General features: G+C 64.5%; 14 protein-coding genes. 12 read left to right on the forward strand and 2 right to left on the reverse strand.

Going from position 1 to position 14,225, the window contains the following annotated elements; translation table 11 throughout:
* Positions 1-250: hypothetical protein (locus tag NTX40_02165; protein ID MCX5647891.1), on the forward strand; the 250-nt coding region annotated here is incomplete at its 5' end.
* A gap of 207 nt (positions 251-457) precedes the next feature.
* Here NTX40_02165 and NTX40_02170 read toward each other — a convergent pair.
* On the reverse strand, positions 458-1,066 hold the full coding sequence (locus tag NTX40_02170) for a MarC family protein (GenBank protein ID MCX5647892.1): 609 nt from the start codon (positions 1,064-1,066) through the stop codon (positions 458-460).
* A 198-nt stretch (positions 1,067-1,264) separates the two neighbouring features.
* On the opposite strand from NTX40_02170, the gene NTX40_02175 reads away from it, so the two are divergent.
* The 4 genes from NTX40_02175 (at position 1,265) to NTX40_02190 (ending at position 5,409) form a co-directional block, all read left to right on the forward strand.
* Positions 1,265-2,188 (forward strand): VWA domain-containing protein, encoded by a 924-nt coding sequence (locus NTX40_02175; GenBank protein MCX5647893.1) that lies wholly within the window; start codon positions 1,265-1,267, stop codon positions 2,186-2,188.
* A gap of 325 nt (positions 2,189-2,513) precedes the next feature.
* Complete coding sequence (locus NTX40_02180) at positions 2,514-3,983, forward strand: hypothetical protein (protein ID MCX5647894.1); 1,470 nt, start codon at positions 2,514-2,516, stop codon at positions 3,981-3,983.
* 59 nt (positions 3,984-4,042) lie between these two features.
* Positions 4,043-4,216, forward strand: coding sequence for a twin-arginine translocation signal domain-containing protein (locus NTX40_02185; GenBank protein MCX5647895.1), 174 nt, complete (start codon positions 4,043-4,045; stop codon positions 4,214-4,216).
* A 53-nt stretch (positions 4,217-4,269) separates the two neighbouring features.
* Positions 4,270-5,409 (forward strand): alkaline phosphatase, encoded by a 1,140-nt coding sequence (locus NTX40_02190; protein MCX5647896.1) that lies wholly within the window; start codon positions 4,270-4,272, stop codon positions 5,407-5,409.
* Between the two features lie 114 nt (positions 5,410-5,523).
* On the opposite strand, the gene NTX40_02195 is transcribed toward NTX40_02190, so the two are convergent.
* Positions 5,524-6,285: a hypothetical protein gene (locus NTX40_02195; protein MCX5647897.1), complete on the reverse strand. Its 762-nt coding sequence runs from the start codon at positions 6,283-6,285 to the stop codon at positions 5,524-5,526.
* Positions 6,286-6,586: 301 nt separating this feature from the next.
* Between NTX40_02195 and NTX40_02200 the strand changes: the two genes are divergently transcribed.
* The 7 genes from NTX40_02200 to NTX40_02230 all read left to right on the forward strand — a co-directional run.
* Positions 6,587-7,735: a VWA domain-containing protein gene (locus NTX40_02200; GenBank protein MCX5647898.1), complete on the forward strand. Its 1,149-nt coding sequence runs from the start codon at positions 6,587-6,589 to the stop codon at positions 7,733-7,735.
* Between the two features lie 7 nt (positions 7,736-7,742).
* Complete coding sequence (locus tag NTX40_02205) at positions 7,743-8,777, forward strand: hypothetical protein (protein MCX5647899.1); 1,035 nt, start codon at positions 7,743-7,745, stop codon at positions 8,775-8,777.
* A 63-nt stretch (positions 8,778-8,840) separates the two neighbouring features.
* Positions 8,841-9,587 carry a MotA/TolQ/ExbB proton channel family protein gene (locus NTX40_02210; GenBank protein ID MCX5647900.1) on the forward strand — a complete coding sequence of 249 codons (747 nt, stop codon included), beginning with the start codon at positions 8,841-8,843 and terminating at the stop codon, positions 9,585-9,587.
* Positions 9,588-9,638: 51 nt separating this feature from the next.
* A complete protein-coding gene (locus NTX40_02215) occupies positions 9,639-10,133 on the forward strand; it encodes a biopolymer transporter ExbD (protein MCX5647901.1) in 495 nt (164 codons plus the stop codon).
* A 20-nt stretch (positions 10,134-10,153) separates the two neighbouring features.
* The gene (locus NTX40_02220; GenBank protein ID MCX5647902.1) at positions 10,154-10,603 is read left to right on the forward strand and encodes a biopolymer transporter ExbD; all 450 of its coding nucleotides are present in this window, start codon (positions 10,154-10,156) and stop codon (positions 10,601-10,603) included.
* 133 nt (positions 10,604-10,736) lie between these two features.
* Complete coding sequence (locus tag NTX40_02225) at positions 10,737-13,481, forward strand: hypothetical protein (protein MCX5647903.1); 2,745 nt, start codon at positions 10,737-10,739, stop codon at positions 13,479-13,481.
* Between the two features lie 159 nt (positions 13,482-13,640).
* The coding region (locus NTX40_02230) for a tRNA (N6-isopentenyl adenosine(37)-C2)-methylthiotransferase MiaB (GenBank protein MCX5647904.1) at positions 13,641-14,225 on the forward strand (585 nt) is incomplete at its 3' end.

The following is a 14,225-nucleotide window of genomic DNA, read 5'->3' on the forward strand; positions in this document are numbered from 1 at the left end:
GCTGCGATTCTGCGCCGACTATAGCGGCGCCAGCATCCAGGCCCGATGGGACGCTCTCCAGGCGGCCGGCGTCGAGCGGTCGGCGAAGGTTACACTGAACCTGAAATCCGTGCCCTTGGGGGGGGCGCTGCGGCTCATTCTTCGGTCGGTCGCCGGGAAGGAAAAACTCGACTTCGCGGTCAAAGACGGCGTCATTGTCGTCTCGACCGCCGCCGACCTTGAGCGACCGCGGCCGCCGGCCTCGCCGTAGACCAACTCCGCACGAAGCCATCCCCGTCTGCAGAAAGAGGGCGGCGGGCATTCCCGCTCAACGCGCCGCGTCAGGCCTTCACTCGACGCCTTTCAGGGCCTTGAGGCGTTTCATGATGTCGCTCCCTCCCCGGCCGAAATAATCGTGCAGGGCGTCGTACTCGGCGAAGAGTTTTTCATAGACGGCGTGGGCGGCGGGGGCTGGCGCTCAGCCGGTGGAACCGGGCGGGGCGGCGGCAAGGCCGGCCAGGATGATGGCGACGATGCCTCGGCGGATCATCATAATGGCGAAGGCTGCCAGGATGAGGCTGGCGACCTTGGAGACGGCCCGGGACCCCGCCTGTCCCAGAAGGCGCGTGAAAAGGTCCGCGGCGAGAAAGACGGCGCCTGCGATGGCGATGTTGAGGACGATGGCCACCAGAGTCGGGGCGAGGCCGACTACGTCCGCGAGGATCAGCGAGGAGGTCAGCACCGCCGGGCCGACGACCAGCGGGATGCCGATGGGGACGGCGCCGACGGTCTCGACCTGGCGGGCGAACTTGCGTCCGCTCACCAGGTCCAGCAGGGCGATGGCAAAGAGCAGCACGCCGCCCGCCACCATGAAATCGTAGACGTGGATGCCGATGAGGTCGAAGACCTTCCGGGCGAAGAAGACGAAGACGATGGCGACCACCGTGGCCGTCACCACCGACTGGACGATGATGCGGCGTCGCTCGCGGGGCGAGAGGTCTTCCGTCAGCGTGACGAAAAGGGGAAGGATGGCGAGCGCGTCGACGGCGACGAACAGCGTGACGAAGGCGACGACGAAGTCCTTCACCGGCCGTCCTCCCTCGCAGGGCGACTCCTGCCGGCGTCTTTCTGCCAAACCGCGGGTCGGCTGTAAAGGATTTTCCGAGATGCGCCGCGCGGGCCCGCGTCTTCCTTTATGGAAGCGCGCTTCCGGGACGGTCCGGAGAGTCGGCAACGGGAGACCGGCCGGGGCACACGGGCGCAGGGTAAAGGGAGGAGGTGGGCCATGACGAGTGCGAGGGAGGAGGCGTTGAAAGGGCGCCCCGAGGGGGGCGCGGAGGACGAGGGGACGGAAACGGTGCTGGACTGGCTGGCGCTGTATATGCCGAGTTGGGGAACCAGCATCGTGCTGCACGTGGCGGTGCTGGTCCTGGCGGCGTTTGTGACGCGGCCGACGCAAGCCGACGCGCTGCCGTTCGACGTGACCGGGCAGGTCCTGATGCCCAAGACCTACGAGATCGACCAGCGGTCGGATATGCGGCAGACGTGGGGCAACCAGCAAGAGTCTCGGGGCACGCTGCTTCTGCAGCCGAGCAGCCTGGTGCAGATGATAGAGGTGCCGGTTCCGGACGTGGCGTCGAACGACCGGGACCCGGTTTGGGTGATCGGCGTGGGCGGCGGAGGGGCGGCCTTCGGCGGGTTCGAGGGTCTCGGGACGGGGCCCGGGCGCGGGTCCGGATTATTCGGGGTGGGCGGCGACGAGGAGGCCCGCAAGATCGTTTATGTCGTGGACCGGTCCGGCAGCATGACCAGTTCGATAGACTATGTGAAGCTCGAACTGAAGCGATCGATCGGCAAACTGGGGGAGGAGAAAGAGTTCCACATCATCTTCTATTCGAGCGGGCCTCCCGTGGAGATGCCGACGCGGCGTCTGGTGAACGCGACGGAGCGGAACAAGGCCTTCGCGTACGAGTTTGTCGACGGGATCATCGCCCAGGGGGAGACGGACCCGTCGGACGCGCTTCGGCGGGCGTTTGCCGTCCGCCCGGAGGTGATCTACCTTCTGACGGACGGCGAGTTCGACAAGGCCATGGTAGACCTCGACTCGGATCCACCTTCAGGGGAAGAGGTCATGAAGATTATGGCAGATCAGAATGGCGGGAATTACAAGGCAATCTACAAGGAAGACCTTGCGACGCTTATGCAGTAGGACGGTGTTGTGAAGGTTATTTCCGGGTCGGTTCCACCGGCCGCTCCCTGTTGGGCGGTCATGCAGGTTGTCGGACGCGCGAGGCCCTCCGCGTGCATATCTGCAAAAAAAGTGCTTTCCGGGACAGTACGGGCCGTTGTACAAAAGGTTCCAGGTTGGATCCTCGGCGCCGGGTGCGTTGCCCGGTCAGCGAGCATCCGAGACCCCGACAGCCTGGGCCACGCTCAGGATCGCTGCAATGGGGCGGCGTTAGGAGGCTTGAGCCATGCGGACATGCACAGGATGCGGGCTTTGGGGTCCGGAAAGCAGGAAAGCCAATGCGAAAGTGACGGTCGCGGCAATGGCCATGCTCGCAGCGGTCGTTTGCAGCACCATGGCCATTGGGCAGTCCGAAGGCCCGCCAGGGCCGGAGAACCAGTCTGCCGGGGTCCCGAAGCGGGATCGGTATCTCCTCCTCGATTTCCGCATCATCGAGAGCACCGAGAACGCTCAACTGACCGTCGGCGTCGTGCAGAAGGACAAGTACAACCCGTTGTTCAAAGAGGACAAGCCGTGGGAACCCCGTTTCGACAATCCCTATTGCAGCGTCATCTATGACGAGAAGGAAAAGATCTACAAGTGCTGGTACAGCATTTTCATCAAGTCCGACTACGAGGCTCTGGCGCCTGAGAAGCGGGCGTGGGTTGACTGGCATGAGGGCCAACGTGGATTCGGCGTGTGCTACGCCACTTCCAAAGACGGGATAAAATGGGAGAAGCCCGAGTTGGGGATCATCGAGTTCCAGGGCAACAAGAAGAACAATATCGTTTTGCTCGGCGTACACGGCGTGGGGGTCATCAAGGACCTGCACGAAACCGATCCCGAGAAGCGTTACAAGGCCATCCACCCTTTCCGCGGGCATACGATGGTATGGTTCTCGCCCGACGGCCTGAACTGGGCGGAGAAGAAGTTGCCCGGCTTGGACGATGGCGACACCTACAACTGCACATTCTGGGACCCCGTGCTTAACAAGTACGTGCTATTCACGCGTAACTGGGGAGGGACGGGATCGAAAAGTGACCGCTACGGCGGCAAAGAAGGCAGATACCGCCGGGAGTCGAGGAGCGAGTCGCCCGACTTCCTGAATTGGTCCCCGGCGAAGGTCGTGATCGAAGGTCTCAATACGGATCTGCAGATTCACGACATGCCTGTCTTTCGCCACGCGGGCGTCTACATCGGGCTGGTCGGCCTCTTCGATATCGTGGCTAACCGGCAGCACGTCGAACTGGCATGGAGCCCCGATAGCATCGAGTGGCATCGGATCCAGCCCGGTACGCCGCTGATTGCCAACAGCGAACAGATGGGCGACTACGATTGGGGCTGCATCTTCGCGTCTCCCCCGATTTTTGGGAAGGACGAAATACGCCTATACTACGGTGGGAACGACGGCAGGTTTATGGCGTGGCGTAGCGGCTACTTCTGCCTGGCCCGCTTGCGCCCGGACGGTTTCGCCGGCTACGAACAGATCGCCGGGGGGAGCAACAAGACGGCGACGGTCACCACCAAGCCCGTTGTTGCCGTCAGCGGTTCGCTGCGCCTGAGCGCGGACGTCGCAATGTCCGGTTATGTCAAGGTCACGGTTCTCGATAAGGAAAACAAGAAGTTGGCCGAAAGCGAACTGATAACGCAAACTGTCACCGACGGCGAGGTCCGGTGGAAAGAAGGATTCTCGCTCGAAACGCTCAAAGGCAAGGAGATTCGTTTGCGATTCGAACTGAGGGATTCGAAACTTTATTCGTTCAGTTTCCACAAGTAACGGGCTGAGGACGAAAGGGAAGTGGCGACAGAACGCCGCAAACAGATAGGAGGCAGGATATGAACTCGATAAGACGTCGCGGTTTCCTGAAGGGCATTCTGGCGGCGTCCGCTGTGGGTGCAGCACCGTTCACCATTCTCAAGGCGGGCCCGTCCCCGAACAGCAAGGTCCACATTGCCTGCGTCGGTGTCGGCGGCGGAATCTTCGGCACCGCGGCCTGGCGGCCGGGTTGAATGGGTTGAATCTCTTGTCCTGGGAAAAGGGCCTGGCATAAAGAGAGACGGCGATGCGAAAGGGCATGTTGGGTCTGTTGGCGGCGGCGCTGCTGGCGGTGCCGGCGTTCGGGCAGGGCGCTTCGCGCGAAGGGCCGCCGAGGAACATCATCCTCATCGGATGGGACGGGGCGCAGCGGGCGCACGTCCAGGAGGCGCTTGCGCGCGGCGAGTTGCCGACGCTGAAGAAACTGTCCGAGGAAGGGGCCCTTGTGGCTGTTGACGTCGTCACGGGGGCGACGGACACGAAGGCGGGTTGGACGCAGATCCTGACCGGCTACAACCCGGAAGTGACGGGGACGTACAGCAACGGGCGGTTCCGGGACTGCCCGGCGGGCCTGAGCGTGTTCGAGCGGCTCAAAGCGCAGTTCGGATCGGAGAAGTTCGCGGCGCTGGCGGTGATCGGCAAGTCGGGCCACTGCGGCGAGATCCGCGAGCCCTTCAAGAAACCCCTTGAGGAGGTGGAGAAGGAAAAGGCCGGGCAGAAAGCGACCGGGAAGAAACCCGCGAAGGCCGGGGCCGGCAAACAGGCCGGCGGCAAGGTCGTTGAGGAGAACGGCGTCAAGTACCTGGTGTTCGAGGGATCGCCGTACTACACGATGCACAAGAGTTGCGACGTGTGGGAGTACGGCCTCATGCTGGACGAGAAGGTGGGCGCGCGCACGATCGCACTCCTGGAGCAGTACAAGGACAAGCCGTTCTTCTTCTTCGTCCATTTCGCCGAGGTGGACCACAAGGGCCACGGCGGCGGAGAGAACTCGAAGGAATACAACGACGCCCTTATCTCGAACGACACCTGGACCGGCAAGATCATCGAGAAGGTCAAGGGACTGGGCCTGTACGACAAGACGCTGGTCTATGTGACGGCGGACCACGGGTTCAATGAGGACCAGAAAGGCCACGGGTACGCCCCCTGGGTGTTCCTGGGGACGAATGACCCGAAGGTCAAGCGCAGCGGGATGCGTCAGGACATTACGCCGACGATCCTGGACCGGTTCGGGGTGGACCTCGGCCGGTTCCAGCCGCCGCTGGACGGCGAGCCTCTGACGAAGCCCGCTGCCAAGCCGGTGCTGACGGCGCCGGAAAAGGCAGGCCCCGCACGGACGCCGGCCGAGCCGAAAGCGGCGCCCGAGAAAAAGAAGAAGGCGGCATAAGAAGGTCTGTGGAACGAGAACGGGCCGGGGCAGGCGTGCGGCCCCGGTGGAAAGTCAAAGCGGGCGTCCCGGCGTTGGCAGGGACGCCCGCGTTTTCGTGTTCTGGACCGGCTCTCAGCCTTGGGGGCCCTTGGCGGGGCCTTTGGGCGGCGTTTCGGGCGCCTTGGATGGCGTTTCAGGGGCTTTCGGTGGTGTGCCGGCGCCGCTGCTGCCGGACGGCTTGCCCGGCGCACCGGGGGCGCCCTCGACGCGGATGGAACCCATGGATACATGTTGTAGCCAGCGGAGTTTGTCGGCGTGGTAGTAGTCGTCGCGGCGCGAGAGTTCGACGAGAAAGACCCAGGGTCCCTGGCGGAGCATGAGTTTGGGGCGTTCGGGATTGCGGTCGATGGCCAGCCAGAAGATGGCGGCGTGCGAGGTGAGGACGGCCTGCCGCGTCTGGTCGGCCGGTTGGAGGACGTTCGCGAAGAGGGTGTTCAGATAATCCTGGGCGGCGCCGATGGGGTTCCAGAGGAATTGCTTGAGGACGAGGCCCTCCTCTTCCTTTTCGGGGGGCGAGGCCTGGACGACCTGGTTGTACTCTTTCTCGTTGATGGCGGGGGCGTCTCGCAGGTCGCGGAGGACGTCTTCGGCGCGGCGTCGGACGATGTCCTTGTGTCCGTCGAAGATGTTGTTCCACATGCGAGCGGCTTCGGCGGCGACCTGCGCCGGGTTCAGCGAGCCGGCCTGCGTCGCCATCTTCTCGTGGAAGCGGTCGGAGTATTCCTTGTAGAGGTCCTCGAACTGTTTTCGGTTAGCCTCCTGGCGGTCGCTGCATCCGGCCGCCGCGAAAAGGATGAGGCATCCCGCCAGCACCGCGCCAAGAAGGTGTTTCATGGGTTTTCGCCTTCAAAAGGGTTCCGGGTCACTGCCGCCATACTACTTCTTGCCGTACGAGCTGTCAAACAATTGCCGGGCAGGCGGGGGGGGGGTGCGCCAAAATTTTCTGGCATTCTCCGCGGAACCCTCCTAGAAATTGCACAAGGGAACAATTGGGTGGCACCCTGGTCCCGGCGCGCCGGGAGCCGTGCCACACCAGGCACGTATCGCGGCCCGTTGAAGGCGAGAGTTGACAGGGCTTCCCCCCTTGCCGTAACATAGGCGACCTTGGACGGCCTTAGCCGAGGAGGCGTCGAGAATGGCTCTGCGGTTTCGGTGTTCGAAATGCGGGAAGCGGCTGACGGTGAACGAGTCGCCGGGCACGGAAGTGGTGTGCCCGTACTGCAACCAGGGGACGGCGGTGCCGGCGGACGCGGAAACGGTCGCGGGCCCGGCGGCGGCGTTGGCGGCCCCGGCGGCGAGCCAGCCGGCGCAGCCCGTGCCGGACCAGAAGGCGGAAAAGGGGAAGGAAGGGGAGGCGGAAGAAGCGGAAGAGCAGACGTCCATGGATACGGTGATGGGCTGGCTGGCGCTGTATCTTCCGAGTTGGGGCACGAGCGTGGTGCTGCACGTGGCGGTCGGGGTCCTGGCGGCGTTTTTCGCCTGGCAGCAGAGTTATGCCGTCCAGCCGCCGTTCGAGTACAAGTCAGCCGTCGTCGCCCAATCGCAGAAGAAGACGGTCAAGCGTCCGCGTCCGGAAAACAAGATGAAGGACGACGAGGCGAGCCGAGGCAAAATGGTTCCGCGGCCGAGCAGCCTGGTGCGGCACATGGAGAATCCGTTCCCGGACGTGGCGTCGAACAAGATGAACGTGTTGGAGGTGATCGGGGTCGGCGGGGGCGGGAAGGACTACGGCGGACTTGAGGGCCTCGGGACGGGTTCGGGGCTCGGGTCCGGTTTCTTCGGGGCGGGCGGCGAGGCGGGCAAGATCGTTTACGTGGTGGACCGGTCGGGGAGCATGACCGACTCGATCGACTACGTGAAGTTCGAACTGAAGCGTTCGATCGGCGAACTGGGGGACAAGAAAGAGTTCCACGTCATCTTCTTTTCGAGCGGGCCGCCCGTCGAGATGCCGATGCGCCGACTCGTCAACGCGACCGACCGCAACAAACAACTGGCGTTCGAGTTCATCGACGGCGTCATTCCGCAGGGCGAGACGGACCCCGCGAAGGCCCTGGAACGCGCGTTCGAGGTGAAGCCGGAACTCATTTACCTTCTGACGGACGGCGAGTTCGACAAGGCCATCGTGGGCCTCGTGAAGAAGCAGAATGCGGGCGGCCAGGTGACGGTCCATACGATCGGCTTCCTGTACTCCATGGGCGAGCAGGTGCTAAAGCAGATTGCCGAGGAAAACGGGGGCAATTACAAGTTTGTGTCCGAGAAAGACCTTGCGACGCTTATTCACTAGGACCGCGTTGTGGGCGCTGACGGCGACGGCGGCCTTGGCCGCGGCCGCCCCCGCGCGCACCGACCGCATCCGGACGCAGGCCGGCATCGGCTACGACGGGAAAATCGTCGGCATGGACGCCGGAGGCCTGGTCCTGGAGTACGCGGGCGGCAAGCGGACGGTCCCCCTGGCGGACATCGCCTCGATCCGCGTCGATCAGTATCCCGACATGGAGAAGGCGGAGGACGCATACGCGAAAGGCTTGGCGGGCGGCCCGAAGGCGGCCCAGGAGTTCGCCGAGGCGGAAAAACTGTACGAATCGCTTGGTCGGCAAGGCGCTGCGCCGTGGCTCCGCGTTCTCGTGTCCTCGCGGATGTATAAACTGTACGCGGAGTCCGGCCGGGTGCAGGAGGCGCTGGATGCTTATCTGGCGCTAGCCGAGAACCAGCCGACCCTCGTCGCAGGGTTGAAGTTGCCGAGACCCAGGCCCGACGATGCCGCCGGCAACCGGAAATTGCTGAAGAAGGTGGAAGCGGCGCTGAAAAGCGCGGCCGACAAGCCGTACGCGGGCGAACTGAAGCGGTTTCACCTGACCCTGGTGCTCCTGGAAGGGAAGCCCGAAGAGGTCCTCCTGCTTCTGGAGCCGTTCCTGACGAGCGACAATCCGAAGATGCGCAACTGGGCGATGCTGAAGCAGTTGGACCTGCTGTTCGCCGCCCATAAGATCGACGAGGCCGAGCAGCGCCTGAATCAGGCCGCGGGCGTGCTGGCCCGGGACAATCCGCAGGAGGTGGCGTTCTACACGGGTCGCGTGCTGGCGGAGCGAGGTCAGCACGTGCCGGCGGCGCTTCAGTTCATGCGCGTGCCGATTCTGTATGCGGACAAGGACCGAACGCGGACGGCGGAGGCGCTCTGGCGTGCGGGCGTGGCCATGAAGGCCGCCAAGTTGCCGGACGGCGAAATCTCCAAGGTGCTCAACGAGGCGGTCCAGAACTATCCGGGCACCGTGGGGGCGGAGCGGGCGAAACAGGAACTGGCTCGGCCGGAGGCCCCGAAGGGCTGATCCGGCGCGAGGAAAAGGCTGCCGACAATCCGTCGGCCACTAAGAACGAAGGAGTTCAGGCACATGGGTAAGCAACGGGCGGTGGTACTTGGGGTGATGCTGGGCGTGGTGCTCGTGGCGAGCATGGGGGCGCTGGGCCAGGAGGCCCAGAAGGCCCAGAAGGGCGAGATGTCCCTCGGCGGCATGCTCTATGTGTCGACATTCACAAACGTCATGGGGTTTCTGGACATGGTGTCGATCTACGCGTGCTCGATCGCCTCGATTGCGCTAATCATCGAGCACGCCCTTACGATCCGGCGGACGGTGATCGTGCCGGAACTGTCGGTCGCGCAGATCAAAACGATGTTCGACGAGCGGCGTTTCCGGGAGGCGCTGGAGTTCTGCCAGGCCGACCCGTCCTTCGTCTCGGGCGTGGTGCACGCGGGCCTGATCGAGGCGGCGAACGGCTACGAGGCGATGGAGCGAGCCATGGGCGACGCCGCCGAAGAACGCGCCGCGCGCCTCTACCGCAAGATCGAATGGCTGAACCTCCTGGGGAACGTCGCCCCGATGCTCGGGCTGTTCGGGACGGTGTACGGCATGATGGTGTGTTTCAGCCAGATCGCGGCGAAGGGCGGGAAGGCCAACCCCGAGGACCTCGCGGGCGGTATCATGATCGCGCTGGTCTCGACGTTCTGCGGGCTGCTGGTCGCCATGCCGGCCCTCAGCGCCTATAGCATCTTCAGGACCCGCATTGAGCAAATGTCCATGGAGGCGGCGCTGGTGGCCGAGGAACTGCTGGCGAACTTCAAGCCCACGGCCGCGGCCTGAGGCGAGACGCTACCCCCGGCCGCGCGCCGGGAGCGGCAGGAGGATGAACCGATGGCTAGAGTCATCAGGGCGAAAGGCGGCGGCGACATCGGCTTCAACATGACGCCGATGATTGACATCATCTTCAACCTCATCATCTTCTTCATGCTTATCAGCCAGTTCCAGCAGTTGGAGATTGAGGACGTCGTGCTGCCCGAGGCCGAGGCCGCCAAGATCCTGGACTACAGCCAGTACCGCAACATCGTGATTAACATCATCAAGGGCAAAACGAGCAGCCTCGACGCCGTGGTCAAGGTGATGGGCCGGGAAATGCGCGTGCTCGAAGCGTACACCCGTCCGAACGGCGCTCAGACGGTCGGGGGCGAACTGACGGCGTATCTTGTGGATGCGGCATCCAAGGGAGATAAAGCGAACCTGAACGTCATCTTGCGGGCGGATGCAGACGTCCCCTACGAGGACGTCGCCCGCGTCATGCTGGCCGCAGGCGCCGCCGGCATCGAAGGATGGTGGGTCACCACCAAGATCCCGGAGTCGGAACAGAAATAGCCGGACGCTGAGGACGAACTATGCGAAGCACAAGCCGCAAGCGCGAAAATGTGAAGATTCAGCCGCCCATGACGCCCATGATCGACTGCATCTTCCAGTTGCTCATCTTCTTCATGCTGATGCCGTCGTCGGCGGGCCGCGAGGGCTACCTGACCACCAACCTGCCGAGAGACCAGGGCCCAAATCCGATCCCACAAAAGGAGATCCTGGAGAGGCTCAAGATCGAACTCTTGGATGAGGGAAACGAAGGCGAAGGCGTCTCGATCGTCCTGAACGATACGCAGAGTCTCGGGGACAATTTCGCGGGCCTCCGCGCCGCGCTCGAAGGCTACCGCGCGCGAGGCCTCCAACCGACTCACCCGATCCTGATTTCGCCGACGATGGCGGTGCGGCACAAGTTCGTCGTGCGGGCGTTCGACGCCGCGGTGACGGCACGGTTCACGAACATCAATTTCGCCGTGCCGCGATAGCGCGCCGGCGAAACATTATCCGCCGGCTGCAAAAAAAGCGCGATGAAGTTCTCTCCGCAGTGCGGCCGTCCAGGGGTAGGAGGCGCTCAATCGTCTCCGGCTGCAACGGGACGCCCGGGAAGGAAGAACGGACGTGAAGCGATGCGTATCGGCAAGGGTGTGGGGCGGGATCCTGGCGGCGTTGGCGGCGGCGCCTCTGTGGGCCGCCGAGGCCGAAGACCCCTTCTACAAGGGTCTCCAGGAGCGCGGCCTCGAGAGCCTCATGAAGGCCTATGTGGAGCAGCCAGGCGTCCGGCCGACGGGCGGCGGCGAGGCCGGGACGGTCGGCAGCAAGGTCCAGCAGGCGGCCCTCCAGATCCAGCAGGCCGCCGCGGCCAAGACCGTCGCCGAACGCGACGCGTGCTTCGAGAAGGCCAAGGAACTCTACGAGCGGGCCATTGCCGAGGCCCAGGAAGCCCTGGCGGGGAGCCCGGCCGCCGACTGGAAAAACCGGGCCGACGCGCGACTCCAGATCCTCACCTGGCGCGCGGACTTCGCGAACATGATCTTTCAGAACTGGTTGAAGAACGACCTGGACATCCTGGAGGTGACGGACCGCCGGGGCGGCGACCGCGAAAAGGCCGCACGGCTCTTTCAGACGGCCGAGCAGCAGTACCGCGCCGCGTTCCAGGGCTCGATGGAGTGGCAATCGGAAATCGACCGCGCCCCCGACCGCAATCAGTACGTCAACGCCGGCTACACCCGGCGACTGCGCGACATTCAGCGCGACGCCCAGTACTATGCCGCCTGGACCGCTTACTACCGCGCGTGGACCCTGCCGAAGGACTATAAGCCCCCCCAGGGAGACCGATCGCGCGAGGAACTCCTGAACGACGCCATCACGGCCTTCCAGTCCTACCGCGACCTGCCGGACACGGTTCCCGCCAAGTGGTACGCCTATCTGGTGGCGGGCCTGGCCCAACGCGAACTCGGGCAGTTCGAGGACGCCCTGACGAGTCTGGCGAATGCGAACAACGCTTCGGCGCCCGAGGTCTTAAAGATCCGCGTCGCGTTCGAGACGGCCCTGACGCGCGTGCGCCAGGGCAAGTTCAAGGAAGCCTGCAAGGCCATCGAGAACGCGCGCGAGTTCTTCGGCAAGCAGAAGATCAGCGAGAACCTCTACGGCCTCGCGATGCCCATCGTCGAGGCCGAATCCTATCTCGCCGAAGCCAAGGCCACCAACGACACCACCTTGAAGGACAAGGGTGTCGAGATCCTCAAGACCCTCAACCAGCGCGCCCCGCCCTGGCCCTACATCGTTCTGGTGCTCATGCCGAGCCTCGTCGGCGCGGAGGGGGACATCGAGCAGATGGAGCTGTTCGGTCTCTGGCTCCTCGCGACGGATACCTTTGCGAAGGCCCGCGAGGCGAAGGACTCCAAACAACTGGAGTACGCGCTGCGGCTCTTCAAGATCTACGCTCAGAAGGTGGGCGCGAAGGACGCGAACTACGCGGCCGCCCTGTATAACCAGGCCGCCTGCCTCCTGCAACTGGGCCGGAAGGAAGAAGCCGCCGAGGCGTTCAGGGGCGTGGCGGAGTCGGCGCCCGATTACCAGTACGCGGCCGAGTCCGCCAAATACTACGTCGGGGTGCGAGGCCAATTGTACGAGGCCGCCAAGACGCCCGAGAATCGTGAGGCCAACGAAAAAGCCCTCGCGTGGTTTGTCTCGAAGTGGCTCAAGGCGGACCCGGACCAGCAGTACTTCTACGCCCTCGTCCTCTATCGCGGGGAGAAATACGAAGACGCCGCCGGACAGTTCGCCAAGGTCGCCCGGGAGTCCGAGTACTATCCCGAGGCCCGCTACTGGGTGCCTCTCTGCCGCTTCGAGGGGTTCCGCGAGAAGATTCTCCCGACGGGCGATAAGGCCATCATCCTCTCGCGCGCCCGCGTCGTCGCCAAGGACCTCGTCGATTTCGCCGACTACGCCCGCCAGGCCCAGGGGCTGCCGGACGAAAAACGCCAGCAGGTCCTCGGATGGGCCCAGGCCGCCTGCCTGAGCGCCGCCGCTGTTTACATGTATCCCGAGGTCGGCCTCTACGAAGACGGGCTCCAGATCCTGAAGGACATGGAAAAAACATTCCAACTGGACAAGGAATTGCAGGGGCGGGTCCTGAAATACAAGATCGAGGCGCTCCAGAAACTCCGCCGCCTGCCCGAGGCGGTGGCGGTTCTCAACATGTTCCTGGCGCAGGCCAAGCCGGAGGAAGTCGGGCCCGTGATGATCGACGTGTTCCAGGCCATGATCGAGGACGTCGAACGCCTGATCCGCGCCGACAAAGACGCCGCCCGCGCCAAGGTCAAGGATGCCGAGCAACTCGGCGACCGTCTCCGCGAGTGGTTCAAAACCAGCAACGTCCCAAACAAACAGCAACAAATGGAGAATATACAGTACGAACTCGCGGAACTGTATCTGGCCTCCGGCGACACCGAACGGGCCCTCGCCATCTACACCGAGATCGGCGGCCCGAAACCGGAGCAGGAAGAGCAAGGCAAGCCGATCAAGGTCGATTGCGTCTTCGGCATGGCCCGATGCTACGAAACCATGGGCGAAGCCGCGCCCGACGCCGGCCAGGCCAAACCTCACTTCGAACGCGCCCTCGAACTCTGGCGCGTCCTCCTGGAAATCGAGGAGCAGACCAGGGTCTCCAACCCCGCACGCCTCTGGGACTTCCGCTACCACAACTACTACTGCCGATACAGGCTCGGTGACAAGGAAGAGGTCCGAAAGGCCCTCGAAAGCCTCGCCATCATCGTTCAGCCCCAGGCGCTCGGCGGCGCCGACCCGATCCTCCAGAAAAAGTTCCGGGACCTCCGCGGCGCCGTCTCACCCGCTCCCTGACCCGACCGGGTCCAACCGCCGGGCGGCGCCTCTTTGCGCCTTTCGAGCCGCCCGCGGAAGTTTACCCGCCGTGGCGGGCGGGCGGTCACGTTCCCCGACTTGGCATGTGCCGGCCGCCCTTGTGGGCCGCCCCCGCGCCTCCTATAATGGCCCGTTCCCATGGAACCGCTGCGCGTTCACATCACGGCCTACGGTTGTCAGATGAACCGCCTCGATGCGGAGTTGGCCGCCGACCTGCTCCGCGCCGCCGGCGCCGACTGTTCCGTCCGCGCCCACGCGGAGAACCGCGTCTTCTCCAACATCGGCGCCCTCGCCGCTCGGAAAAAACGTGAACCGGACCTCGTCATCGGCCTCGTGGGGTGCACGGCCCAGCAGTACGGCCCGGAAGTGTGGCAGCGGGCGCCGCTCGTGGATTTTATCTGCGCGCCGGGTCGCCTCGCCGACCTCCCGGACCTCGTCCGGGAAGCCCGCGCGGGACGCCGCAGCGTCGCCCTCGACCCCGCCCGCGTGGAAGGGGCGGCCGAGGCGTTCGGCGCCTTCGACGCGCGGCTCGACGAGACGGAGGTCCGCGGCCGCCGCCGCGTCGGCCGAAGCCGCCAGGCTTTCGTCCGCGTCATGCGCGGCTGCGACGTCTTCTGCTCCTACTGCGTCGTGCCGAACGTGCGCGGGCCGGAGCGGAGCCGCTCCCCCGCCGCCCTGGCCGAGGAGGTTCAGCGGCTGGTGGACCTGGGGGTCCGCGAAGTG

The organism is Planctomycetota bacterium (genome assembly GCA_026387035.1).
GTDB lineage: Bacteria > Planctomycetota > Phycisphaerae > FEN-1346 > FEN-1346 > JAPLMM01.